Below are 24,279 nucleotides of genomic sequence, written 5' to 3'. Positions count from 1 at the left end.
AAAAATCCATATCATAATTCTTAAATCACAGCTCAACGTTGCTGGATTAAGAATAAAGTTTCTTGAAAAAAGTGCTTGAGTTTTTAGGCTCTACGCCGCACTAATTAAATGACAGAAGATATAGATTTATGCCGCTGGTGGGCGAAATGGAGGAACTGGGAATTGTGTTACAATAAGATCATTCGGCTTAAGTGCCAATTGAGTTGAGGAGAATAGTATTGCAAAAGAATCGATAGAATTAGAAAAATGTTTTACGAATGTACAGCCTTGTTCACAACTATCACACTGTGTGTGCACACCTGATTGAGTACAACAGTCACTATTATAAGATTCTTGATCTGAACGAGTCATATCTATATCGCTAGAATGACATGGCATTGTATCGACTTGGTTCTCAGATAAATCTAAGGAAATAAAGCTTTCAGGCGATTTATCTACTGAAGATATTAGACTGCTACTCCATGAACTCAAAGGCAAAAATATCAACAACAACATCATCAATACACTTATTACAGTGCGCAATGAGCTTGTTTGCTTGACATGATGCTTTGATACCATAGTTTTCACCATAGATGAACAGTATATGTTTTAGTATGGTTATTCAATAATTAGTTCCCATTAAACTGATAAAGATCAAATGAAGATAACTAATGGTAACTTTAGATTCAGAAAAACTTAACCAAATGATCACTATAGTATGATCCGGTCATAGCTCATTGTAAAATCAGCTATAGCTAACTAGATTTCTTCTTATCTATCGCTATAAGCAAAATTAATCGCAACGCTTTCTTGCAACTCAAAAGCGGTCATTTGGAATTACTACAACAAGCCCCTTCCTGTATCGGGGGACAAGGCACATCGCCGTAGGAGCAATACACGCAGCAGTCACCGGCCTTTGGTTTTAATAATGTATTACAAGATTTACATTCGTAATAATATTGGCAAGAATTTGTTGGCATCTTATCTTTTGTTTGTTTCCCACATTCTGGACAGGTCAATGTCGAATCAAGTTGAGGTGATTGAGTAGACATAAAGAAATTCCATTTACTAGGTTATTTATTATTGCACATTCAAGGTCGCTTATCGGCTCAATAGCGGCCATTATGCTAATTGCAATTCTGACATAACTATTTGTTACATGATTTTTAAGCATTATACAAAGTAAAAACACCTATCAGGATAAAGCCAATCCCAGCAATATAATGCAGGTACTTTTCATTAATGAATTCCGAAAACAAGCTTCCTGCTAATACACCAATGGCGGTTGCAACAATTAATGCAGCCGATGCAGCAAAGAATACAGTGTATTTGCTTACTTCTTTATCCGTTGCAAACAACATTGTAGCCAATTGAGTTTTATCACCAAGCTCTGCTATAAACACCGCTAAAAATATTGTTGCAAATATCTTCCAATCCATAAACTTAAATCACTTTTGCGTGAGTAACCTAGACAGATAAAGGCTATTATACCTGACTCTGTTTGTGAAATAATGAGTCTGCTTCCGGCTCAAATTCCAGCGGCTTACAGGGTAAGTTAGAGAATGAAGTGCATCATCAAATTCAATGACCACTTTTATGTCTAGAATATTTGAAAAGATTTTAATGGATGGTAATAATTAGTAACACTCAGAATCAAAATAAGGGGCAACACTATCAAGCAACTTCGATCTTTAGCATCTATCGTTATCCTTACAAGTATTACATCTCTAGTATACAGCGATATAGAATTGGGCAACACTCAAGCCCCAGTCACCATCATTGAGTATGGTTCCATCACGTGTGGTAAGTGTGTTCGGTTTCACAGGGAAGTTTTACCGTTACTCAAATCAGATTATATAAAAACAGGTAAAGTACGTTTCATATATCGCGATTATCCCACTTCTGATGAAGCCTATAGAGGTGCAATCGCTGCTCATTGTGCTGGTCCTGATAAGTACTACCCGCTTCTTGATGCCTTGTATCATGCGGTTGCAGATTGGTCCCAAGCAAAAGATGTAGAAATCGCACTGACTGATATTGCTATATCACTAGACTTGAATCGGGAAACGTTTAGTACATGTCTAAATGATCCGCAACAAGCGCTGAATATTGAAAAAGAAAGAGAAGAAGCGGTACTAGAATATGATGTTTTTGGTACACCTACATTTATTATCAATGGCAAAGTCATCAGAGGATTAAAAACCTTTGATGAAATGAAAGTATTGATTGAAAAAGCTAGTAGTCAGTCACACTAATATTTATATAGCTCCAATAACTACTCCAAGTTCCAACAATCTTTATCCTGCGAATTGGTGGACAATGAACATCCTCAAAGGCTCATTGCTTTCTATTCATAATCCACATCAATGTAATTACCTGATAAATTTTGAGTATAAGATTTGATTATCGCTATTAATACTTGTTTGCATATCAAGCATCGCTAAGTTAACATTTAGTTATTATGAAATTTGTATCAGTATTATTGCTGGCTTTATTAGTTTTCGGAAGCGTTGTTTCCGCAAACGTTTCAGTGTGTGAGTTCTTTGATTACACCCAAGAAAATGAGCAATCAAATTTTGATGAAGAAAATCAAAGTAATGATGCTGATTGCTGTGACTATTATTGTAATTGCGTCAAACAATTCAGTAACAGAGTTATCAGCACAGACAGTGTCAATGCTAATTCATTAATAAAACCTCTTAAGATCGATATAGTTGTATCCCAATTTCCTCCTCCTTTGCTACGCCCCCCAATTACCTAACACGGCAAATTAATGCCAAATTTTACAGCTGTATTTTATATGTGCAGCTGAGATAGTGTTAGGTCAAACATATGTTTAAGATATTTTACTTTTCAGAAAAGATGTGACTGACATTTTGTGTCAGCCTTTTCTGAGAAGCATAATCATCGATTACCAACGTTTATCCTAATCCTATATACCGCAATTTTTCGTTAGAAATCACGAAACAAAATTGAGTCCCGTCATAAGAATTTGATAGGGCGTCGTTACATTTTAGGAGTCTTAAAGATGAACATTAATACAAAAAATGTTGCTGCAGTAAGTGCACTAACTATTACACTAGGGTCTTTAGTCACATTACATGCAGAGCAAAATCCTTTTGCAATGGAATCGTTTACAAAACCTCAAGATAGCACGAGTGTTATTGCTTCGGGTTCATGCGGTCAAGGCATGTGTGGAGGCAATAGTAGCGGCATGGGAAGTGGTAACATGCCACAAGGTATTCTTCCCACGCTATTACCTGATAACCCTTCAGAGGGCGCACAAACACTCATTAAAAATTGCGCACAGTGTCATGGGTTACCTGCACCTGGTTTACATACTGCACAAGAATGGCCATCAGTAGTTCAGCGCATGAAGATGCATATCAGCTGGTCAAAAAAATGGATGCAAATCAATGTACCTGATGAACAGGAACTAAATCTGATCACAAATTACTTACAAGAACATGCACAAACACAGATCGATGCTACGGTTCATACTGATCTTGATAGTGAAACCGGGAAAGTCTTTAGTGAAGTTTGCGTTCAATGCCATGTATTACCTGATCCTGGTCAACATACTGCAGCGGAATGGCCATCTGTTGTTGAGCGTATGCTGGGCTACATGAATGTTCAGAACAAACAAGCGCCTAATGAAGAACAGACACAGATGATCGTTGAATACCTACAAAATAGCACTGATAAAAGTTAAGGTTTAACTAGTGACCAGTCATCTGAAATACTGTTGATTTATTAGGCTTCCTCAATTAGGCTAAATAAATGACTAAGTTTTTTGCAAAGTTTATCGTTATTGCCCTTCTGTTTGTTAGTGCAGAGGCAGCAGTTTGTAGTACTTTTCATCTGTTTGATAACGATGAGGAAGTCTCACACTTATATGATAATGATGGTCAAGCTGAACTATTTGAAGAAAACTCTTGTAATCACTTGTGCCATTGTGCACATCACTTTGCAACATTTAGTACAGATATATCATTGATACCAAATAATTCGGATCAAGAAGCATCTCATTATACTGATCATTACTCATCTAAGGATTCACCTCCCTTATTTCGCCCCCCTATTGCCTAGCGCAAACACTGGAAATTAGTCTCTTCACTTGAGTGGAGATAACTAGTCCACTCCTAACTCTTTCTAAATAGTTGTCATTCCACTGGGATTGATTCTACTTAGCGTGTGCTTGCACACATTCAAAGAATATTTGCGTTTTAGAGGTAAGATTCATGCAATCTTTAAACATTAAAAGCAGGCAAATAATATTAGTATTTGCCTTAGTAAATTATATTTATCTACAGATTGTTGTCGCCAGCGAAACACCTACTGATGATTCGTCTCAGGCAATAATTCATCATGTTGATTTGTTAACGATAGAAAATGCAATTGGACGTGCTTTAGAGTTTACGCCAAGACTCCAATCAGCAGCCAGTAGAATGGATGCCGCACAAGGGGCACAACTTCAAGCCAGCCTCTTACCTAACCCTGAACTTGCATTTGAAGCTGAAAATTTTTCAGGAAATGATGATTTTGGCAGTACAAATTCTGCTGAATACACATTAAGCCTTAATCAAAAGATCGAATTAGGTGGGAAGCGTGATGCTAGAAAACAAGTAGCTCAAGCTTCATATGCTGTGGCACAAGAAGGCTTATCTATTGAACGTCTAAATATAATCAAAGATGTGCATAGCGCCTATGTCAATGTGCTCGCAAACACGCAGTCGGTAAAATTAGCGATTGAACAAGAACAACTCGCTAAAGATATTCTTGCCAATGTGAGTAAGCGCGTGCAATCAGCAGCAGAGTCAGCAATCCAACAAAGTAAAGCGGAAGTGACGGTCGCAAATAGTTTAATTTTACGCGAACAAACGAATCAACAACTTCAAATAGCCAGACATAATCTTGCAAAACTTTGGGGTGAAAGTTCATTTGATGACAGTCTTAATCATCAGTATTTGTTTCAGCTTGATGAGCCTATGACATATGAGGTTTATCTAGAGAGATTAGATGAACTTCCAGATGTTCAACAATTTATTCATCAAAAATCACAAATGGATTCTTTATTTGATCTGGCAAACACAGAAAAAATTGTTGATCCAGTGGTGAGCATTGGTGTTAGACGATTTGAAGAAGGCAGTGATAACGCATTTCTAGTAGGTGTAAGTGTGCCATTACAGATATTTAATAAAAACCAAGGAAACATTGCACAAGCACAAGCGGAATCATTGCAGGCACAAAGTGATGCACAGCAATTTGAACTGAATCTAAAACAAGCACTATTTGAGAATTGGCAAACATGGAAAACAGCATTCATGGAAGCGGCTCATATGAAAACCAAACTCATTCCAGCAGCTGAGCAGTCATTTCATTTAGCGCAATCAGCCTATAACAGAGGGCGGTTCACCTATTTGGAAGTGTTAGATGCTCAACGCACATTGATAGAAGCGCAGAACCAATATCTAAGCACATTAAGAAACTATCACACTGCACGAATTAACGTTAAACGATTAACAAATGGCTTTGGAGAACAAGGATGAGAATTATATTGATGATACTCTTTTTGAGTTCAGTAACTTTCAATATTACCAGTCTAAATCAGATATTATTTACATCTGTTTATGCTGGTGAAGATGACCATGATGAAGAAGCAGCAACAGAAGCCATCATACAAGCCGATGTAGCCAAGCGAGCCGGCATATTCACGGAACATGTATCGAGTCAAACGATTAAACAATCAAAGGTGCTGACTGGGCGCATGATGCAGGTACCCGATAACACCTTCACAATCAGAGCGAGATTTCCAGGAATAGTAAAATCAGTAAAGGTGCAATGGGGAGAAAGTGTTAAAAAGGGTCAAGTCTTAGCGTTAATTGAAAGTAATGACAGCCTTCGCACCTACTCTGTAAAAGCACCAAATGAGGGAGTTGTCATTGAACGCAATACAAATATGGGTGATGTGGCAAATGATAATGCACTCTTTAAGATTGCGGATTTAAGCACCCTATGGGCAGAGTTTAATGTCTTCCCTAGTGATCTCCATTCTATAAAAGCACAACAAAATATCATCATTCAACATTTGGATTCTAACCTCAGCACTCAATCAAAGATCAAAATGTTATTACCCGTTGCAGATGCGGTAAGCCAAACTGTCACAGCCATTGTTCCAATTTCAAACAAGGATAGTCTGTGGCGTCCTGGAATGATTATCGAAGGTTATGTTCACGTCCAAGAAAAACTTGCTCACCTTGCCATCAAGGAGAGCGCATTACAAAACATGGGTGAGAAATCCGTTGTCTTTGTTAAAGAAAATGAATCGATGTTCGTCCCTCATGAAGTAACTTTAGGTGAACGCGATGGTGAGTTTATAGAAGTTCTCTCAGGTTTATCTGAGGGTGATGAATACGTTAGTCAAGGAAGCTTCAGGATTAAAGCTGATCTTTTAAAATCAACGCTTGAAGACGATCACTAAGGAATATTATGTTAGAAAAAATAATTTATACTTCAATTCAGCATCGTTGGATTGTTTTACTTGTAGTGATTGGGCTGATGGCGCTGGGCGTGGCAAATTTCCAGAAACTCCCCATTGATGCAGTGCCTGATATTACTAATGTCCAGGTTCAAATAAATACGGAAGCACAAGGTTATTCGCCTTTAGAAGTTGAACAGCGCATTACATTCCCCATAGAAACAGTCTTAAGTGGCATACCAGACTTAGACTACACACGATCTCTATCTCGTTATGGATTATCACAAGTCACAGTCGTGTTTGAGGAAGGCACTGATATTTATTTTGCACGCCAGCTACTATCTGAACGGTTGCAGCAGATTAGTGGTGTATTACCGGCAGGCATTGAGCCTGAAATGGGTCCAATAAGCACAGGGTTAGGTGAAATTTACTTCTATACAGTAGAAGCAGAAGAAGATGCTCTCAAAGAAGATGGCACCCCGTACACACCCATGGATTTATTAACTTTACAAGAATGGGTCATTGCCCCTCAGCTCAAATATGTTAAAGGGGTCGTAGAAGTCAATTCAATTGGTGGTTTTGAGAAACAATTTCAAGTTAGCCCAAATCCAAAAAAGTTGCGCGCATATGATCTCAGCATAAATGAGATTATCGAAGCCTTAGAAAACAATAATGACAATGTTGGTGCAGGCTACATAGAAAAGAATGGTGAACAATACCTTATTCGTGTACCTGGTCAGGTTAAGACCATTGAAGAAATAAATAGTATTGTTGTCACTCTTCGAGATGAACTACCTATTCGTATCAAAGATATTGCTCAAGTGTCTCTAGGTGCATCACTAAGAAGTGGTGCAGCAACCAAAAATGGTAAGGAAACTGTTCTAGGTACTGCAATGATGCTCATGGGAGAAAATAGCCGTGAAGTTTCAAAGCGTGTTGCAGACAAATTAATCGAAGTGAATCGCAGTCTCCCAGATGGTATCACCGCCAATACTGTCTATGATCGAACAGACCTTGTTGATCGAACAATATGGACAGTTGAGAAGAATTTGCTTGAAGGTGCCCTACTCGTTATTCTGGTGTTATTTTTATTACTAGGTAATTTTCGCGCCGCCTTAATCACAGCGCTCGTCATACCCATCGCGATGCTCATGACTATCACAGGAATGGTTGGGCGAAACGTCTCAGGTAATCTAATGAGTCTTGGTGCTTTAGATTTTGGCCTTATAGTTGATGGTGCAGTCATCATTATTGAAAACTGTATACGTCGATTTGGCATCGCACAAAAAGAATATGGGCGATTGCTCACCAAAGAAGAACGATTTGAGCTGACTGCTAAGGCAGCAGCTGAAGTGATAAAACCCAGTATCTTTGGCGTGATAATTATCACCGTTGTATATATACCAATTTTTGCATTAACAGGTGTTGAGGGGAAAATGTTTCACCCAATGGCATTTACTGTTGTGACCGCCTTACTATCAGCACTCATTTTATCGATTACGTTTGTTCCTGCCGCTGTTGCACTCTTTGTTAAAGGAAAAATAGAAGAGAAAGACAATGCAGTCATAAGAGGTTCCAAGCGTCTTTATCATCCAATTCTGACATGGAGTATTGTTAATCCTTGGAAACTTATCACTATCGCTGTTTCTCTTGTAGTAATAAGTTTAATTGCTGCCTCAAAAATGGGCACAGAGTTTGTACCCAGTCTTGATGAGGGAGATATTGCTGTTCAATCATTACGTGCGCCTGGCACAGCGCTATCAGAATCTGTGAAAATGCAAGGTGAAGTGGAACGCGCAATAAAAGCATTTCCTGAAGTAAAACTTGTGGCAGCACGAATTGGAACAGGAGAAGTCGCAACAGATCCTATGCCTCCAAATATTTCTGATGCATATGTCATTCTTAAAGATAGAGATAAATGGCCAGACAAATCAAAACTAAAATCAGAATTAGTCAACGAAATGCAAGAAGCCTTGGAACAAATACCAGGAAATGCCTATGAGTTTTCTCAACCTATAGAACTTCGCTTTAACGAATTAATTTCTGGCGTTCGTAGCGATCTCGCTATTAAAATTTATGGTGACGATTTAGACACACTTGTGAGTGCTGCACAGTCTGTTGCTTCTGTCGTTAGCACTATCCCAGGCTCTGCTGATGTGAATGTCGAGCAAGTAACTGGGTTACCTGTCTTATCGATCATTCCTGATCGAAAGCGTCTCGAGCGCTATGGCTTGAATGTCATGGATGTTCAAAATATGGTGCAAGTCGCTTTGGGCGGTCGTGAAGCTGGTCAAATCTTTGAAGGTGATCGTCGCTTTGACATCATTGTGAGACTATCCGAAACCTTACGAAAAGATATCGATGAAATTAAGCGACTGCCAATTCCATTGAATCGTAATGATAATTACATGCAAACTTCTGCACCTAATTACGTGCCACTCAGTGAAGTTGCCAATGTAAGTATTAACTATGGTCCGAATCAAATTAGTCGTGAGAATGGTAAAAGACGAATAGTCGTGACTGCCAACGTACGCGAGAGAGACTTAGGGAGTTTTGTAGCAGAAGTACAACAAGCAGTTATTGACCAAGCCACTATACCTGCCGGTTATTGGCTGGATTATGGGGGTACATTTGAACAGCTCATTTCTGCACGAGAGCGATTGAGCATTGTTGTCCCCATTGCTCTTTTCCTTATTTTTGGATTGCTATTTATGGCATTTGGATCAGGAAAAATCGCATTATTAATATTTACAGGTGTGCCATTAGCATTAACAGGAGGAATTGCAGCTCTTTGGTTACGCGATATTCCATTGTCTATCTCAGCCGGTGTAGGTTTTATTGCACTATCTGGCGTAGCAGTACTCAACGGTGTCGTCATGATTTCATTTATTCGGAATCTACAAAATCAAGGCATGAGTTTCGATGATGCATTAATTCAGGGTGCTCTAACACGCTTACGCCCAATTTTAATGACAGCACTTGTAGCCAGCCTGGGATTCATTCCAATGGCATTAAACACAGGCGCAGGCTCAGAAGTGCAACGACCGTTAGCCACTGTCGTTATTGGAGGAATTATTTCCTCCACTATTCTTACATTGTTATTATTGCCCACAATATATCGACTAGTATGTAAGCGTGAATATCGTGGCGATAATAATACTTAAACCAACAGCGAGTACATCAGTATGTCTTCTTGCGATTGTTCAGTAGAAATAGATACTAAAGAGCAAAGACGCGTATTAATAATTCTATTAGTGATCAATTTCACCATGTTTTTGGTTGAAATCTTCCTGGGTATTATTGCTGAATCAACTGGGCTTATAGCAGACTCACTGGATATGTTAGCGGATGCAACAGTTTATTCGATAGGACTATATGCGGTTGGAAGAAGTGCAAATGTAAAGCTCAAAGCTGCTTTTACGAGTGGCATTTTCCAGATTTTATTGAGCCTACTTGTTGCAATTGACATTATTCGACGATTTATTTACGGCAGTGACCCTGAGTCCACTTGGATGATCATTGTTGGTGTTGTTGCTCTTATTGCTAATACGATTTGCTTGATGTTAATTTCAAAACATAAAAATGGAGAGGTTCATATGCGAGCAAGTTGGATTTTTTCTAAAAATGATGTAATTGCAAATATCGGTGTAATTATTGCCGGTGCTTTAGTGTTCTTTACCGGTACAAGATGGCCTGACTTGATCATAGGTGCAGTTATTGTCTGGATTGTACTGTGGGGAGGTATAAGCATTATTCGAGAAACAAAAACTGAATCTAAAAAAAATTTATGTGATTCAAATAATCGCTGATCATATTCCAGCAAGATTCAAGGAAGTCTAACTACAGCCAAGATATTTAGGGGTATAAATAGGGGCACAAAGTTTTGTCTAACCGCTAATTTAGCAATAGAAACAAACACTTACATATCAAGTTAAGTAGCTACCGCCTCCACCAAATTAAATTCTTTTTGGGTCAAAATTTTTGCCCTATCACCCTCTTTCCTTCTACAAGAGCTACATTCCTTGGTTGTGCGAATGGACTATTAGGAACAACAAACAATATAAAGCATGATGCACCGAATGAACCCATTATTAATGGTTGATTGCTTGATATAAATCAATACAAGATCGATTGGGCATTTATACAATTCTAATCAAGCAAGGCTAAGTCATGATTGATTAGAATTGCATTTATTGTTGATTATTCTCTTAGTATAAAATGTCTGATCAAATAATTGGCTATTACAGTACATACGAAAATAAGCTATTGAACTGCTTAGACAGAATTTCTTTGTCAATGAAAAGTCATGTTATTGCACGTTATGGTAATGAGTTTGCGGATAATCTACAAAAAGATGTTCATGCAGAGTATAAAAAGCTTATTCCAGAGATTCCATTTATAAAAGGAATGCGTGCACAATTTTTGAATACATTTCTTATTATTACCGCACAAGAACTTGCAGTTTATAAAGCCATGAAAAAACATGGCAAATCAGCATCAGAGGCATGGGAACTCTGCCACCAAACAATTAAAAATCAAATGCAAAGTTTTCCAATATGGAAACGTTGGCTTATGAAGCACTTTATGTTTTCAAACATTGTAAAGAAAATCATAGCCAGTCGAGAAAAAAATTGTCAGGAAGGTAATTTTGGTGAATTTAAGATTGAATATCTTGTTGGAATTAATGGCAATTTTGATATTGGTGCTAACTATCATGGATGTGGCAATTATAATTTTGCTATGAAACATGGAGGTGCTGAATTTGCACCTTTTATCTGCATGTCAGATATTGCCTTGAGTGATGCCTTAGGTTGGGGGCTTACACGCACACAAACATTAGCTGATGGCTGTGATTATTGCGATTTTAGATTTAAAAAAGGATCATTGACAAATATTTCTTCAAAAACACCAGAGGTAAATAAGGTGATATCTGCAATTCGTGATAAGGAAAATAAAGCTTAATGATTATTTATATTTTGACGGCCGCTTATAGTCGTAAGCAGACGTATATAGTTATATGAGGGCATTTTTGGGCATATAGTGACTGCATCGCCCTACACTTATAATTTATTCAAACATTTATACTGTAATTTCGATTGTTAGGCTGTCTCTCGAATAGATAAATGTCAGCTATCGACTAAAAAATTTTCTAAGCTAACTCTACAGGTCCATGGTCATCACAATGATCACCATGTACATGGTGTAAATGCCCATTAACGATGTAATCTATATGATCACCATGTGGTACTGCCTCATGTCCACAATTAGGACCATGAACATGATCATTGCAGGAATGAACTGGTATACATTCATTTGGATTGACGACACTGACATCTAATACATGTTCATCACAATGATCATCATGAGGATGATGTAAGTGACCATCATGCACATAATCAATGTGATCATTGTGACGGATAGCAGTGTGTCCACAATTATCGCCATGAGTGTGTTCTGGATGAGTATGAATTTTATTACAAGCCATTTCTTACCACCTTTAAATTAGAATATATGTACTATTATAGCTCACCTAAGCGAAAATTTTGAGAATACCATCTACACAAATCATAATCGATAAAGAGATGAAAATTTGGAAAAGATCATGGATGCACTTCAGCATTACTCGAAGTTCACGCTTTTTCTACATACACAACATCATCATGATGAGTTATTAAAAGACTTCGGTACTAACCCATTTCGCAAATGAGGCTTGATTGCTTCTCTAAAAGAATTATTTTCACCATAAATGCTGGTAGATTATCGTGCGATTTTCGCTGGTGAACGTAAGAAATGACGATAATCAATAGTACTGATTAACTCTAATAATAATATTTACTTAGCGCCTAATAATTCTATTTGATATCCATCTGGATCTTCTACAAAAGATAAGATTGTTGCCCCTGCATTCATTGGACCAGCTTCTCTAATTATTTTTCCACCTTGTTGTTTAATTTTATCTGTTGCTGCATAAACATCATCAACTTCAATAGCTATATGACCATACCCATCACCTAAATCGTATTTCTCTGTATCCCAATTATAAGTTAACTCGATTGCAGTATTTTCTGACTCATCACCATAACCCAAGAAAGCTAATGTAAACTTACCCTCAGGATAGTCTTTCTTTCGCAATAATTTCATATTTAGTATTTCAGTGTAAAACTGAATAGATCGATCTAGATCACCTACTCTTAACATTGTGTGCAATATTCTCATAATTTAAATTTACCTTATATACTGCTTAAACAAAAATAGTAGCAAGTCAGTTTATCTCGCCATACTCTCAAATAAGCGTGCAACTGCTTCTGCACCTGGGTCGTTATGCCCTTCGAGTTGTTTTGCGTTGATATATGATGCGCGTCCTGCTTTTGCTTTAACAATTGTCGCAGTATGATCTGCTCCTTGTCTTGCAGCAATTGCTGCCTCTTTAGAACCTTTTTCGAGTGCATCTAACGCAGGCGCAAGAGCATCTACCATTGTACGATCACCCAGCTGTGCACCACCTATTTCCTGCATACGTTTCAAGCCTGCTTTAAGTGCTTCGCGCATTGGTAAACCACTCGACGCACCATCACCTGTTGCAGCAAAAAATATAGCTAATAGAACACCAGATGATCCACCCATTGTTTGACTTAACTCTAAACCTATAGCTCTAAACAACTGGGTGTGGTCTGCCAAGGGCAATCGATCTAATGCATCAATTAATGACCTTGCAGCACCAGATAAAGTCGATCCTGTATCACCATCCCCTGATTTTGCATCAAGCGCATTAAGGTCGTTTTCCGCTGAAATAAATACGTTACAACATTCATTCAGTAAATCACGAGTAGCTTGATGTTCTGATGGTAGTGGAGTTATTGCAGTTAGCCCATCAGATAAGGCAAGTGTTGTAACAGGCTTAATTGAAGAAATTCCAGGCCATGCAGATAGTTCTGTAGGCACCGCTAGTAGTTCAATTTCTTTACCATCTGCTGGATAAAGTGAGATAGAAAATCCTTGCATATCCAATGAGGTCATCATTGCTGCAGGGCCAATCACATGGCTGATTTTATCACCTATTTTCGAGTTGATTAACTCATGTAATAAAACTGACATTTCAATTATTGATGTACCACCAAGATTATTCACTAGAGCAATGTGTGGCTTTTTATCAATGCTAGCACTTAACTTTTCTATCATAGCAGTCATTGCTAGCTTGGCATTATTGAACTCAATTTGCTCGACCCCCGCTTCACCATGAATACCCAAACCAAGTTCTGCCATTCCCTGTGGTATTCTGTCTTCTTTAGGTGACCCCGGCACAGTGCAAGTATTCAGTGACATACCAATACTTTTAGTTTTGGCAATCACTTTTTTAGCCGCAACTGTAACTGTGTTTAGATCAGCTCCCTGTTCTGCTAAAGCGCCTGCAATCTTATGGACAAAAAGCGTACCTGCGACACCACGTGCTTGTGGTAATTCTGGTAGTGCAATGTCGTCATTAACAATAACCATCTCCACATTTAGTCCAAAGGCACGTGCCCGTTCTGCAGCAAGCCCAAAATTAAGACGATCGCCAGTATAATTTTTAACAATCAAAAGACAGCCCGCAGAACCTGTTACTGCAAGAATCCCTGCCAACACAGCATCTACACTTGGCGAGGTAAAAACATCTCCACAGACAGCTGCGGTCAACATGCCCTCTCCAACAAATCCAGCATGGGCTGGCTCATGTCCCGAACCGCCGCCAGATACCAAAGCAACTTTAGATTTGTCCCAATCATTACGTACAACTACGCGAATATGAGGATAACCATCCAAACGTGCTAACTTACCTCCCGAAACAGCAACAACTCCATCCACTGCTTCAGTTACAAGGTCCTCTTTTGTATTAATAAATTGAGTCATATTGTCCTCCTTTTGTTGTCCCTTTATTCAAGGCAAACGGACACCATCATTATCAAAATAAAATGCGTTAGTTGGTTGTATTTTTAATACATCACCATTTTTAAGTGTGGTATGCGCATCTGTAACAGTGATTAAATCATGATTTTTATACACAAGATGAAGGCGAGTTTGATCTCCAAGATGCTCAACACGAACTACCGTGCTGTCATCACCTTGACCTTGGATTAACTGCTCTGGTCGCATACCAATAGACTTTGCACCTGAAGGTGAACCAGAAAACAAATCAGCAGGTAATATATTAATACGAGGTTGTCCTAAACGACTTGCCGCATAAATGCTCACTGGATTTTCATAAATTTCACGTGGTGGTCCAAATTGAAGTAATTTCCCATGATCAAGGACACCTACATGTGTCGCCATAGTCATTGCCTCAATTTGATCGTGAGTAACGTATAGCATTGTTGCGCCAAAATCAGTCTGAATGCTCTTTAGCTCAATTCGCAAATCAGCTCTCAGCTTTGCATCAAGCGAGCTGAGAGGTTCATCCATCAAGAAAATGTTTGGTGTACGCACAAGCGCACGACCTATTGAAACTCGCTGCATCTCACCACCCGAAAGTTCAGTAGCTTTGTTATTAAGTTTGTGTGTTATTTGTAAAATCTCTGCAACCGAATTAACTTTTTTATTAATTTCTCCCGCAGGTGTTTTTAACAAAGGTGATTTCAATGGGAATTCAAGGTTTTGCCTAACCGTTAAATGTGGATAGAGTGAATATTGTTGGAAAACCATAGCAACATTTCGTTGTGCAGGTGTAAGTCCACTAACAGAGTAATCATTTATAAGAATGTCACCACTTGTGGGTTTATCTAAACCTGACACCATCCTAAGTGTAGTTGTTTTACCTGCTCCTGTCGGTCCCAACAAAACCACAAAAGAGCCATCTGGAATTGTCATAGAAACATTTTCAAGAGCACGTGTATCACCAAAAGTCTTATTGACCTGATCGAGAACAACTTCAGCCATTACTTAAAACCCCCTCATTGGATTCTGATTTTAATGCGATTCCAGTTTTAGCATGAAAAACTGTTAGAGTTCGCGCATCAAATTCAAGACCTAATCTGTCTCCTTTTGCAATTACATTGTTGGAAGCAGTTCGTGCTTTAATAACACCATTGAGTGTTTCTATTGTAATAATTTGAGTGGTACCAAGATATTCAGTAGCTAAGACTTCACCGCGATATGGAGCATTATCAGAAAAGTGAATATGTTCAGGTCGGACACCTAGCGAAAGTTTTCCTTCTGCATCTTCACGTAAGCAAGGAATTTCAAAGTCACAATCACTAAATGTTAAGGTATTGGCACCAGAAGAAATCGCACCCTCAAAATCAAGAAAATTCATGGCAGGAGAACCTATGAATTTTGCAACGAATTTTGTGGCGGGCCAATCATAAATTTCTTGAGGTTTACCAAACTGTTCTACAAGCCCATGGTTCATGACTACAATTTTATCTCCCATTTGCATAGCTTCCAGCTGATCGTGTGTCACATAAACAGTTGTTGCACCCATACGATCATGAAGCGCACGTAGTTCTTCCGCCATATGTTCTCTAAACTCAGCATCCAAAGCACCCAGTGGCTCATCTAATAAAAATGCTTTTGGTTCGCGTACAATTGCGCGGCCGAGAGCGACTCTTTGTCGATCTCCCCCTGAAAGTCCACTAACTGGTTTATTCAAGAGATCTACTATCCCAAGAATTTTAGCAACCTCTAACACTTTTTCCCGAGCTTGTGCTTTTGACATACCTTGACTCAAGAGTGGGTAAGCAATATTTTTTCTAACATTCATGTGTGGATAGAGTGCAAACATTTGGAACACAAATGCGATGTCACGTTCAGATGCCCTCTTCATACTTACTTCTTCTTCACCAATATAAATCTCACCACTTGTAGGTAGTTCCAAGCCTGCAATCATGCGCAATGTAGTTGTTTTTCCACACCCTGAAGGCCCAAGTAGCATAAAGAATTCACCATCTTCAATTGTGAAGGTTGAAGATTGAACTGCGGTAAAAGCTCCAAACTCTTTGCGTAGATTTTTTATTTTTATTTGAGCCACAATCTACTCTGGAAAATGACTAACAACGATAAACATAATCGTGCCAATTAGCGTGACAATAAAAGAATAAGTAAAGAGTGAGAGTATGAAAGATTGCATCAACATAACGACACCAATGGCAATTATAATTGAAGCCACCATTTCCCAAGGTCCACGCTTCAAACCAAGCATTCCATGTAAAAAATTATTCATTTGCGAACTGCGCCAAAAGTTATGCCGCGCAAAAGATGTTTACGTAGAAAAATTGTAAATATCATAACGGGTAACAAAAAGAGAGTGGCACCAGCTGCAACGGCAGGCCAATCCTGGCCAGCAACTCCGATAATTGTAGGAATAAACGGAGGTGCAGTTTGTGCATTACCCGATGTCAACAGGACTGCAAACGCATACTCGTTCCACGCAAAAATGAGACAGAAAATTGCAGTTGAAGCTATTCCAGTTGCAGCTTGGGGTAAGACAACTTTATAAAAAGCTTGGAAACGTGTGTATCCATCAATTAGTGCCGCTTCTTCATATTCAATTGGAATTTCATCTATAAAGCCATTAATTAACCATACAGCCAGAGAAAGATTGACAGCTGTATAAAGTAAGATCATTCCAGCATGAGTATCGTTTAGTCCTAGCTGTCTAAACATTAGGAAGATAGGAATCGCAACTGCAATTGGAGGCATCATTCTTGTTGAAAGTATAAAAAATAGAAGATCATCTTTTAATGGCACCCTAAATCGTGAGAAGGCATAAGCCGCAGTTGTTCCTAGAACAATTGCAAAGAAAGTAGATCCAAATCCAATGATCACGGAATTAAAAAATCGCTCTGAAAATCGGGATGCACCTACAATCGTATTACCCTTTTCACGAACAATTTGCTCATACCAAGGCAAATTCTCTCGCGGCTCTGCTATAGCATCACTACTCAGTCGCGTTTGTGTTGTAAATAAATTTACATACCCTTCTACAGTTGGTTGAAATACAACTTTTGGTGGATAAGCGATAGAATCCGATGATGATTTAAAACCAGTCGCAATAATCCAAACCAATGGCAATAAAGTTATAATTGCATAAGTCACTACTAATATACCTGCACTCCATTTTTGGCGTGTTGAAGGTTCAGTTATTGAAGCACTCATCTGTCTTTAACCTTATTAAGTGCTTTAACGTAGATAGAAGCTAATCCAAAAATTGTTACAAACAAGATTACTGCGTAAGCCGATGCATAACCTGTCCGCCATTTTTCAAATGCTTCTCGTTTAAGATTAATTGAAGTTAACTCTGTAATTGACCCCGGACCACCACCAGTAAGTTGTACTACTAAGTCAAACATTTTGAAGTTTTCAATTCCACGGAAAAGTACTGCAAGCATAAGAAATGGAAGTACCATAGGAATAGTAATTGTCCAAAATTGACGCCACTTGCTAGCGCAATCACATTCCGCAGCCTCATAAATACTATCCGGTATTGAACGAAGACCTGCGAGACAAATCAACATAACAAAAGGTGTCCACATCCAGGTGTCAACAATAATAATCGCCCATGGCGCTAAGGGTACATCACCAATCATAGAAAAAGTGGAAGGGTCTGCGCCTGTTATAAATCCTACTACGTAATTAAATAGTCCTATTTGTGGCTGATAGAGAAATGTCCAGAAATTACCTACTACTGCAGGAGAAAGCATCATGGGAAGAACAATAATTGTTGTCCAAAGATCGTTTCCCTTAAATTTTTTGTTGATGAGATATGCCAAGGTAAATCCAATCAAGACTTGTAAAACAATAGTCCAAATCAAAAAATGAGCAGTGGCTTGCATGGTAATCCAAATATCTGTATCTGAAAGAATGCGCTCATAATTTCGCAGCCCTATAAATTCGACATCTTTATTTGGACGATTGACGCGATAATTTGTGAAGCTAAGATATATTGTCCATATCAGAGGAAAGATATTTATAGCCAACAATATAATTATTGTTGGTCCGAGAAAAACCCAAGCGATTGCTCGATCTGATAGACCTTTTACCTGATTGATCATTGCGGCCGGTGTTACTCTTGCAGCACGATCCTTTAGAGAATTCGGCATCTTATTATTGCTAGCAGATAATAGTTAGCGAAATCAGAACATCCAGCCTCTGATTCGCTAACCATTATAGAGAAATTATTCGAAAGGCAGCTTTATTTCTTACCTTCGTCCTCAAACACTTCGTTCCAGTCTTTGACCAAACCATCGAGTGCTTCTTTTGCAGTTCCCTGACCCGCAACAACATAATTGTGGATTCGAGACTGCATTGGTAATAAGAGAGATGCATAAGCCGGCTCGGCCCAAAAATCTTTCACTATCGCCATTGAATCAAGAAATGTCTGAGCATAAGGTTGGCTGGTTGCAAAACTTGGATCTTCTACAACCGCACGGAGTGCAGAATAGCCACCGGCTTCCCACCACTTTTTCTGAACTTCAGGCTGTGCAAACCACTTAATATACTCGAGTGCCGCAGCTTGATTATCTGAATAGGCAACAACGGAAATCCCTTGGCCACCTAACTGTGCAAAGTGCCCTCCTGGGCCGGCGGGATTTGGGAAATATCCAGATTTGCCACCACCAACATTTGGATCAGATTCAACACCTGGCCATATAAAAGCAAAATTCATTTGCATAGCCACCTGCCCTGATTTGAAGGCATCAATATTTTCTGACATATACCAATCTGAAGATCCGGGCGGTGTGCAGCAATCATATAGTGCTTTGTAGAATTCTAAGCCAGCAACTGCAGCATCAGAATTAACATAGCCTTCTATATCATATGGCTTATCAGGATTTTCGTATTTGAAGCCATAATTATAAAGTGCGTTTGTAACACCCATAGTAATGCCTTCAGATCCACGCTCGGTGTATATTGATGCTCCGTAAACTGTTTTACCATCAATCTCACGACCTTGGAAAAACTCTGCAATTTGTTTGAGTTCTTCTAGCGAATTTGGAGCATCTAGGTCTCGGCCATGCTTCTTCTTGAATTCTTTTTGAAGATCTGGACGAGAAAACCAATCTTTACGGTATGTCCACCCGACCACATCACCGAATGCGGGAAGAGCCCAGTAGTTTGGTGTGCCTTTTGGCCATTCTGCATATCCAGTCACCGTTGCTGGAATAAAGTCAGCCATATCAATGCCTTCTTTAGCAAAGAAGTCATTCATTTTTATATAGTGACCATTTTCAGCCGATCCACCAATCCACTGTGAATCACCAATCATAAGATCACATAGTTTGCCGCCTGAATTCAATTCGTTAAGCATACGGTCAGCAAAATTAGGCCAGGGCACGAATTCAAAACTCATTTTATGACCAGACTCTGCTTCAAAGCCTTTACTAAGTTCCACAAGTGCATTGGCTGGATCCCAAGCTGCCCAACATAGTGTTAGATCAGCAGCCTTGACAGTTGTGGTTCCGAAAGCACCAGCAGCAAGCAAACTAACACCTGCGATTGTATTTAGTATTTTTGATTTCATTATAAAACTCCTCCCAAGTTACACCTCGATCAATTAACAAGGTGTTTGGCACGCTTGTTAACGAACAATTTGCAGGCTTTGTTCTAACTAAACCAAGTTGCCTGCATGAATACAGAAAGTATGGCTATAGAGCCAGTTCTTCACTGAATATGTAATTATTATTATTTGAGGTGCGTACCTCAAATTTTTACATTATTATAGACTTGCTCTGATAAAAAGCAAAGACAATAATACATTACAATAAGTAAGGTAAATTATGAGGCCAACCGCGAAAGACATAGCCGAAGCAGCAGGTGTGAGCCTCGCGACTGTCGATCGTGTATTAAATGACCGACCCAGTGTTAGCACACGCTCACGTAAAAGGGTTCAACAAGCTATTGATGAGATGGGCTACGTCCGCAATATCGCAGCTGTAAATCTGGCAAAAAATCGAACCTATTCATTTCAATTTATCTTGCCTACCTCTGGTGATCAGTATCTGAATGAATTAATCGGACAAGTTCTACAAGCCAAAGTCGATTCGAGATCAGATTTAACAGATGTTAAATATGACCAAATCAATATGCAGGACCCTCACAATGTAGCTAATTTTTTATCATTACTAGTGAAAGATAATGTTGATGGGATAGCAATCATGGCACCAGAATCACCACAGGTTCGAGACGCTATCTCTAGACTTAGCGAGCGCGACATTAAAGTTGTTGAATTCCTATCTGGACAAGAAAATCTTGAAAATCATGATTTTGTCGGTGCAGATAATGTTGCAGCTGGAGCAACTGCTGGCCGAATTCTTAGCAGGTTTCTAGGTGATGTATCAGGTAAAATTATGGTGATTGCTGACACAATGCAATCATTAAATAATATTCAACGTCGTTTGGGCTTTGACAAAGTTTTAAGCACACACTTCCCTTTATTAAAAGCATTACCTTCACTGGAAACATATGGTGACAAACTGAGAACAGAGCGCATTATATCGCATCAGTTCCAAAACGAAAAAGACATCATTGCAGTTTATGTTATGAGCTCAGAAGCACGTATTCCACTTGCTCAAGTTTCAAAGTGCAAAGAATTAAATTCACTAACTGTAGTCGCGCATGAAAGAACGCCCTTTACTGAAGACGCACTTCAGAATGAGCAAATTGACGCAATAGTTGCACAAAATCCTGGTCATGCAGTTCGCAGCGCATTAAGAATCTTACGAGCTAGATGCGACAATCGACCTATAGTAACGGCGCAAGAAAAAATTCGCATCGAAGTGCTTTTGAAAGATAACTTATAAAGATAAAATTAGTATAGCGGTACTACTTTATCATCTACAAAAGTATATCGTGGTTGCTTGTACCAACCATAAATGATTGACTTGCGTGGTTCTTTATGAATTTTGGATTTAAAAATTTTCAATTCACCTGATTCTGGGTGCATCCAAAAGTCTAAATCATATAATTTTTTTGGATTGCCCACGACATGGAAATCAGTGCATGCAAAATAGGTATTACTATTTATTACTCTTACAGGGTCATGAATTTTTACAAACCTGAGAGTTAAAATCTCTCCTGTTTTTTCATCGCGAATACGAAAAATTCCATCCTCATCAATTTCATTTGCAATATGGTCTGTCATTGCTTTTTTGATGTCACCTACATAGTACTTTTTACTATTTGAGATGGATTCAGATGACGATAGACTATTATCACTAGAATCTCCAATAACTATTGTGCTGAAAAATAGAAATAGAGATACTAGTGAGAAGCTTGCTCTAATCATAGCCAGGACTAACCGATTTACTTTTCTATCAATTTGGTAACATTAGTTTTCTTCAGCAGCAGCTTCACCCGCATGTTCAGCTGCTTTACCTGCATGCTCTTTTGATTTCTCAGCATGTTCTTTAGCTTTTTCTGAATGTTCTGCTGCTTCGCCCGCATGTTCAGCTGCTTGGCCTGCATGTTCTGCTGCCTTACCAGCATGATCTGCTTTATGACCATCTGCCAAGGCTATTAAAGGCAATATAAGTAATAAAGATAAAATTAATTTCATATGTTTCTCCTATTAATAAAAATTCAAAATTTAACCGGAACTCGTCTCGTTTTTAAGATTTAAGTTTCGCGTACTAAACGGTTCTGTAACTAGGTGGACAGGTGAAAATGCTATATCTCTACCCTCAGGAAGTCCAATCGCATCAGGCGCTGAGGTTGTCGATCCGCCACTACCAGGTCTAGAATAAGTTAAAAATACTCTGTCCCACACACTGAATATTGTTGAATAGTTAGAATCACCGAATTTACGATCAACTGCATGGTGCGATGCATGATATCGAGGTGTTACGATAATCAAGGCTAACCAACGTTCAATTTTATCTGGGAAATCGAAATTGCTATGGTGAAATTGGGCACTTAAGCTCACCATTGCTTCAAATAAAAACCAAGCAATTACTGTTGGCCCCCAAATTATTATCCAGGAAGCTTTGACGAAAAACGAAATTAATAACTCGCCAGGATGAAAACGAAGTGCAGTAGTCACATCCATATACGTGTCTGAGTGGTGAGCTTTATGAAATCGCCATAAGAATCTAACTCTGTGATTTGCTCTGTGCCACCAATAGTCAAACAGATCAAGGATAATAATCGATAATGCTATTTCTACCCAGCCGACCAAACCCAGCATTCGAGACAAGCCCCACCCTTCTTCTTCTGCATAAACCGTAAGAAGTAAAAAAGGGACATAAGCGAAAACGCGAATTAGTATAGTATTGAAGGTTGCCATACCGGCATGAAGAGCAAGTCGCTTCAAGCGCATACCACTCCATTTACGTTTCACAAAGATACTCTCAAGTATGAAGAAAAATAAAAGCCCAATCACGAATACGTAGAGCTTTCCAGAGTCGAGATTTATTTCCATTTTAAGATCATAATTAATTTCTCAAGACAAATAAACAATACTAGCCTATACAGTAATGGGTTGTTCAGGACAATTTTGTATCCCAGAGTTATTACTTACACTAACAATTTGTAAAGTCTGCTTAATTAGTTTTATTGGGCTTTGCAAAAAACTACGATTAGTCATCTCATTACTAAATTCAATATAGTCAATAATAGCGAGATCACGACTATTAAAGTCACTACACAACGGACTTTAAAGTAACGCTTAGATATGACCTGAAGCGAAAGTAATTTTGCATCAATATATAGTAAAGCAGAGAAGGTTATACAGTAGATTAACAGAGTAAGCTCGGTAGAGATTAGTAGAAATGCAAACCATGAAATTAAGGTGATTAAATTGCTAGCGATTAATAGGTTTAATGAATGGCTTTTCTCATCACTCAAATAATTACCCCAATGGATACCAGACATAAACACCACAATAACCAATCCATATGAGCTCACCATAAATGCCAAGTCATTGATAAGAAAAAATTGTTGGTAACCAAACGATATTAGAGTAACGCCAATAACAAATGGAATTACGCCTAAATAAGCTAACCATGTAGCCATACATTTTCCCTTAATTATTCTTTTAGCACGCTGCAAGACCTCAAATAATAATCTTTACACAATAATACCCGCACCTATTATCTGTACATAAAAATATTTGCACAATGAATTTGCTGATAATTATCGATTGTACAATATATTTATAGATTTATAACTTATACATAGTGTAGACAGCTAGTTCTCCGAAGAGTAGTTTACTTACATCGTGACAAGATCAACTAACAAGACTCAAACGTAAATAACTCAACATGTATGTGAATAAGATGAAATTGATGACACTTGTGATGTTTCTAGCAATTCCATATTTTGGATTGATCTCTCTTCCGGCATAGCTATCGAACAAATTAACAAGACACCAAGTTAAGGCACATAACAAGAATTTTAAAAGGAATTAGACCATATGGAACCATTTCCACATAAATATATGACTTCTACGAGAGGACAGTCTTCTGGAAATATTATGACAGAGTCACGCCATTCACCGAAATTATATATCTCAGAACCATTAGAATTTAATGGTTCTGATGAACAATGGTCTCCTGAACAGTTGTTTGTGGCAACGGTTGCTAATTGCCTAATACTTACTTTTCGCGCAATAACCAATGCATCAAAATTTTCCTGGGCAGACATATCATGTGAAGCAGAAGGAATTCTTGATAGAGTGGATGGTGAAAATAAATTCACTCAGATGAATATTAAGGTATTTTTAAAAGTGAATTCTGAAGCTGATAAACAAAAAGCTCTTAGGCTTTTAACTAAAGCAGAAAACCAATGCTTAATAAAAAATTCAATCTCATCGAAAATCAATTTTATTAACAATGTTGACTGCACTTAAATAATAA

Annotated in this window: 27 protein-coding genes and 1 pseudogene; 11 read left to right on the top strand and 17 right to left on the bottom strand. The window is 38.4% G+C overall.

From position 1 onward, the window contains the following. Positions 1–126 precede the first annotated feature (126 nt). The 3 genes from R8G33_03400 to R8G33_03390 all read right to left on the bottom strand — a co-directional run bounded on the left by R8G33_03400 (position 127) and on the right by R8G33_03390 (position 1,418). Positions 127–558, bottom strand: coding sequence for a hypothetical protein (locus R8G33_03400; protein MDW3094699.1), 432 nt, complete (start codon positions 556–558; stop codon positions 127–129). A 248-nt stretch (positions 559–806) separates the two neighbouring features. Next, entirely contained in the window at positions 807–1,031 is a 225-nt protein-coding gene (locus R8G33_03395) for a GDCCVxC domain-containing (seleno)protein (GenBank protein ID MDW3094698.1), read from the bottom strand. 114 nt (positions 1,032–1,145) lie between these two features. Beyond that, positions 1,146–1,418, bottom strand: a complete 273-nt coding sequence (locus R8G33_03390; GenBank protein ID MDW3094697.1) for a TMEM165/GDT1 family protein — start codon at positions 1,416–1,418, stop codon at positions 1,146–1,148. Positions 1,419–1,727: 309 nt separating this feature from the next. Between R8G33_03390 and R8G33_03385 the strand changes: the two genes are divergently transcribed. The 8 genes from R8G33_03385 to R8G33_03350 all read left to right on the top strand — a co-directional run bounded on the left by R8G33_03385 (position 1,728) and on the right by R8G33_03350 (position 10,266). Continuing rightward, entirely contained in the window at positions 1,728–2,234 is a 507-nt protein-coding gene (locus tag R8G33_03385) for a DsbA family protein (GenBank protein ID MDW3094696.1), read from the top strand. Between the two features lie 306 nt (positions 2,235–2,540). Continuing rightward, positions 2,541–2,669 (top strand): hypothetical protein, encoded by a 129-nt coding sequence (locus tag R8G33_03380; GenBank protein ID MDW3094695.1) that lies wholly within the window; start codon positions 2,541–2,543, stop codon positions 2,667–2,669. 338 nt (positions 2,670–3,007) lie between these two features. After that, a complete protein-coding gene (locus tag R8G33_03375; GenBank protein ID MDW3094694.1) occupies positions 3,008–3,691 on the top strand; it encodes a hypothetical protein in 684 nt (227 codons plus the stop codon). A 68-nt stretch (positions 3,692–3,759) separates the two neighbouring features. Next, complete coding sequence (locus R8G33_03370; GenBank protein ID MDW3094693.1) at positions 3,760–4,068, top strand: hypothetical protein; 309 nt, start codon at positions 3,760–3,762, stop codon at positions 4,066–4,068. Between the two features lie 152 nt (positions 4,069–4,220). Continuing rightward, entirely contained in the window at positions 4,221–5,528 is a 1,308-nt protein-coding gene (locus R8G33_03365; GenBank protein ID MDW3094692.1) for a TolC family protein, read from the top strand. Between the two features lie 11 nt (positions 5,529–5,539). Further along, positions 5,540–6,460, top strand: a complete 921-nt coding sequence (locus R8G33_03360) for an efflux RND transporter periplasmic adaptor subunit (GenBank protein MDW3094691.1) — start codon at positions 5,540–5,542, stop codon at positions 6,458–6,460. Positions 6,461–6,468: 8 nt separating this feature from the next. Continuing rightward, complete coding sequence (locus R8G33_03355; GenBank protein MDW3094690.1) at positions 6,469–9,621, top strand: CusA/CzcA family heavy metal efflux RND transporter; 3,153 nt, start codon at positions 6,469–6,471, stop codon at positions 9,619–9,621. A gap of 21 nt (positions 9,622–9,642) precedes the next feature. After that, the gene (locus R8G33_03350) at positions 9,643–10,266 is read left to right on the top strand and encodes a cation diffusion facilitator family transporter (GenBank protein MDW3094689.1); all 624 of its coding nucleotides are present in this window, start codon (positions 9,643–9,645) and stop codon (positions 10,264–10,266) included. A gap of 205 nt (positions 10,267–10,471) precedes the next feature. Here R8G33_03350 and R8G33_03345 read toward each other — a convergent pair. Further along, positions 10,472–10,564: pseudogene (locus R8G33_03345) on the bottom strand (HPP family protein). A gap of 111 nt (positions 10,565–10,675) precedes the next feature. Here R8G33_03345 and R8G33_03340 point away from each other — a divergent pair. Then, on the top strand, positions 10,676–11,419 hold the full coding sequence (locus R8G33_03340; GenBank protein MDW3094688.1) for an L-2-amino-thiazoline-4-carboxylic acid hydrolase: 744 nt from the start codon (positions 10,676–10,678) through the stop codon (positions 11,417–11,419). Positions 11,420–11,606: 187 nt separating this feature from the next. Here the strand turns inward: R8G33_03340 and R8G33_03335 are convergent, their stop codons facing one another. The 9 genes from R8G33_03335 to R8G33_03295 all read right to left on the bottom strand — a co-directional run bounded on the left by R8G33_03335 (position 11,607) and on the right by R8G33_03295 (position 19,949). Then, the gene (locus R8G33_03335) at positions 11,607–11,942 is read right to left on the bottom strand and encodes a hypothetical protein (GenBank protein ID MDW3094687.1); all 336 of its coding nucleotides are present in this window, start codon (positions 11,940–11,942) and stop codon (positions 11,607–11,609) included. A 347-nt stretch (positions 11,943–12,289) separates the two neighbouring features. After that, entirely contained in the window at positions 12,290–12,673 is a 384-nt protein-coding gene (gene gloA / locus R8G33_03330) for a lactoylglutathione lyase (GenBank protein ID MDW3094686.1), read from the bottom strand. A 51-nt stretch (positions 12,674–12,724) separates the two neighbouring features. Continuing rightward, positions 12,725–14,344, bottom strand: coding sequence for a dihydroxyacetone kinase subunit DhaK (locus R8G33_03325; protein ID MDW3094685.1), 1,620 nt, complete (start codon positions 14,342–14,344; stop codon positions 12,725–12,727). 27 nt (positions 14,345–14,371) lie between these two features. Then, positions 14,372–15,367, bottom strand: a complete 996-nt coding sequence (locus R8G33_03320) for an ABC transporter ATP-binding protein (GenBank protein ID MDW3094684.1) — start codon at positions 15,365–15,367, stop codon at positions 14,372–14,374. After that, a complete protein-coding gene (locus R8G33_03315; GenBank protein ID MDW3094683.1) occupies positions 15,360–16,457 on the bottom strand; it encodes an ABC transporter ATP-binding protein in 1,098 nt (365 codons plus the stop codon). The genes R8G33_03320 and R8G33_03315 overlap by 8 nt, the downstream gene beginning before the upstream one ends. Positions 16,458–16,460: 3 nt before the next feature. After that, positions 16,461–16,649 carry a hypothetical protein gene (locus R8G33_03310; GenBank protein MDW3094682.1) on the bottom strand — a complete coding sequence of 63 codons (189 nt, stop codon included), beginning with the start codon at positions 16,647–16,649 and terminating at the stop codon, positions 16,461–16,463. Continuing rightward, entirely contained in the window at positions 16,646–17,584 is a 939-nt protein-coding gene (locus tag R8G33_03305; GenBank protein MDW3094681.1) for a carbohydrate ABC transporter permease, read from the bottom strand. The genes R8G33_03310 and R8G33_03305 overlap by 4 nt, the downstream gene beginning before the upstream one ends. Beyond that, entirely contained in the window at positions 17,581–18,528 is a 948-nt protein-coding gene (locus R8G33_03300) for a sugar ABC transporter permease (protein MDW3094680.1), read from the bottom strand. Before R8G33_03300 ends, R8G33_03305 begins: the two co-directional genes overlap by 4 nt. 92 nt (positions 18,529–18,620) lie before the next feature. Next, a complete protein-coding gene (locus R8G33_03295; protein MDW3094679.1) occupies positions 18,621–19,949 on the bottom strand; it encodes an ABC transporter substrate-binding protein in 1,329 nt (442 codons plus the stop codon). A 256-nt stretch (positions 19,950–20,205) separates the two neighbouring features. Between R8G33_03295 and R8G33_03290 the strand changes: the two genes are divergently transcribed. Continuing rightward, the gene (locus R8G33_03290; protein ID MDW3094678.1) at positions 20,206–21,228 is read left to right on the top strand and encodes a LacI family DNA-binding transcriptional regulator; all 1,023 of its coding nucleotides are present in this window, start codon (positions 20,206–20,208) and stop codon (positions 21,226–21,228) included. A gap of 8 nt (positions 21,229–21,236) precedes the next feature. On the opposite strand, the gene R8G33_03285 is transcribed toward R8G33_03290, so the two are convergent. The 4 genes from R8G33_03285 to R8G33_03270 all read right to left on the bottom strand — a co-directional run bounded on the left by R8G33_03285 (position 21,237) and on the right by R8G33_03270 (position 23,437). Then, the gene (locus R8G33_03285) at positions 21,237–21,713 is read right to left on the bottom strand and encodes a hypothetical protein (protein ID MDW3094677.1); all 477 of its coding nucleotides are present in this window, start codon (positions 21,711–21,713) and stop codon (positions 21,237–21,239) included. 42 nt (positions 21,714–21,755) lie between these two features. After that, positions 21,756–21,983 (bottom strand): hypothetical protein, encoded by a 228-nt coding sequence (locus tag R8G33_03280; GenBank protein MDW3094676.1) that lies wholly within the window; start codon positions 21,981–21,983, stop codon positions 21,756–21,758. Between the two features lie 30 nt (positions 21,984–22,013). After that, positions 22,014–22,763, bottom strand: coding sequence for a sterol desaturase family protein (locus R8G33_03275; GenBank protein MDW3094675.1), 750 nt, complete (start codon positions 22,761–22,763; stop codon positions 22,014–22,016). Positions 22,764–23,005: 242 nt separating this feature from the next. Further along, positions 23,006–23,437 (bottom strand): DUF3429 domain-containing protein, encoded by a 432-nt coding sequence (locus tag R8G33_03270; protein ID MDW3094674.1) that lies wholly within the window; start codon positions 23,435–23,437, stop codon positions 23,006–23,008. A 424-nt stretch (positions 23,438–23,861) separates the two neighbouring features. Here R8G33_03270 and R8G33_03265 point away from each other — a divergent pair, with 424 nt between their 5' ends. Beyond that, positions 23,862–24,272 (top strand): OsmC family protein, encoded by a 411-nt coding sequence (locus tag R8G33_03265; GenBank protein ID MDW3094673.1) that lies wholly within the window; start codon positions 23,862–23,864, stop codon positions 24,270–24,272. Positions 24,273–24,279 lie beyond the last annotated feature (7 nt).

It is taken from the genome of Gammaproteobacteria bacterium (assembly GCA_033344735.1).
GTDB lineage: Bacteria > Pseudomonadota > Gammaproteobacteria > UBA4575 > UBA4575 > UBA1858.
The sequence above is the reverse complement of the archived record's forward strand: the minus strand, read 5'-3'. Positions and strand labels throughout refer to the sequence as shown.

Coding starts and splice junctions, on each gene's coding strand:
- R8G33_03365 (MDW3094692.1), top strand. CDS start 4,221: ATGCAATCTTTAAACATTAAAAGCAGGCAAATAATATTAGTATTTGCC.
- R8G33_03355 (MDW3094690.1), top strand. CDS start 6,469: ATGTTAGAAAAAATAATTTATACTTCAATTCAGCATCGTTGGATTGTT.
- R8G33_03300 (MDW3094680.1), bottom strand. CDS start 18,528: ATGCCGAATTCTCTAAAGGATCGTGCTGCAAGAGTAACACCGGCCGCA.
- R8G33_03285 (MDW3094677.1), bottom strand. CDS start 21,713: ATGATTAGAGCAAGCTTCTCACTAGTATCTCTATTTCTATTTTTCAGC.
- R8G33_03305 (MDW3094681.1), bottom strand. CDS start 17,584: ATGAGTGCTTCAATAACTGAACCTTCAACACGCCAAAAATGGAGTGCA.
- gloA (MDW3094686.1), bottom strand. CDS start 12,673: ATGAGAATATTGCACACAATGTTAAGAGTAGGTGATCTAGATCGATCT.
- R8G33_03375 (MDW3094694.1), top strand. CDS start 3,008: ATGAACATTAATACAAAAAATGTTGCTGCAGTAAGTGCACTAACTATT.
- R8G33_03325 (MDW3094685.1), bottom strand. CDS start 14,344: ATGACTCAATTTATTAATACAAAAGAGGACCTTGTAACTGAAGCAGTG.
- R8G33_03280 (MDW3094676.1), bottom strand. CDS start 21,983: ATGAAATTAATTTTATCTTTATTACTTATATTGCCTTTAATAGCCTTG.
- R8G33_03310 (MDW3094682.1), bottom strand. CDS start 16,649: ATGAATAATTTTTTACATGGAATGCTTGGTTTGAAGCGTGGACCTTGG.
- R8G33_03360 (MDW3094691.1), top strand. CDS start 5,540: ATGATACTCTTTTTGAGTTCAGTAACTTTCAATATTACCAGTCTAAAT.
- R8G33_03295 (MDW3094679.1), bottom strand. CDS start 19,949: ATGAAATCAAAAATACTAAATACAATCGCAGGTGTTAGTTTGCTTGCT.
- R8G33_03340 (MDW3094688.1), top strand. CDS start 10,676: ATGTCTGATCAAATAATTGGCTATTACAGTACATACGAAAATAAGCTA.
- R8G33_03320 (MDW3094684.1), bottom strand. CDS start 15,367: ATGGCTGAAGTTGTTCTCGATCAGGTCAATAAGACTTTTGGTGATACA.
- R8G33_03380 (MDW3094695.1), top strand. CDS start 2,541: ATGAGCAATCAAATTTTGATGAAGAAAATCAAAGTAATGATGCTGATT.
- R8G33_03390 (MDW3094697.1), bottom strand. CDS start 1,418: ATGGATTGGAAGATATTTGCAACAATATTTTTAGCGGTGTTTATAGCA.
- R8G33_03270 (MDW3094674.1), bottom strand. CDS start 23,437: ATGGCTACATGGTTAGCTTATTTAGGCGTAATTCCATTTGTTATTGGC.
- R8G33_03400 (MDW3094699.1), bottom strand. CDS start 558: ATGGTATCAAAGCATCATGTCAAGCAAACAAGCTCATTGCGCACTGTA.
- R8G33_03395 (MDW3094698.1), bottom strand. CDS start 1,031: ATGTCTACTCAATCACCTCAACTTGATTCGACATTGACCTGTCCAGAA.
- R8G33_03265 (MDW3094673.1), top strand. CDS start 23,862: ATGACTTCTACGAGAGGACAGTCTTCTGGAAATATTATGACAGAGTCA.
- R8G33_03370 (MDW3094693.1), top strand. CDS start 3,760: ATGACTAAGTTTTTTGCAAAGTTTATCGTTATTGCCCTTCTGTTTGTT.
- R8G33_03290 (MDW3094678.1), top strand. CDS start 20,206: ATGAGGCCAACCGCGAAAGACATAGCCGAAGCAGCAGGTGTGAGCCTC.
- R8G33_03335 (MDW3094687.1), bottom strand. CDS start 11,942: ATGGCTTGTAATAAAATTCATACTCATCCAGAACACACTCATGGCGAT.
- R8G33_03350 (MDW3094689.1), top strand. CDS start 9,643: ATGTCTTCTTGCGATTGTTCAGTAGAAATAGATACTAAAGAGCAAAGA.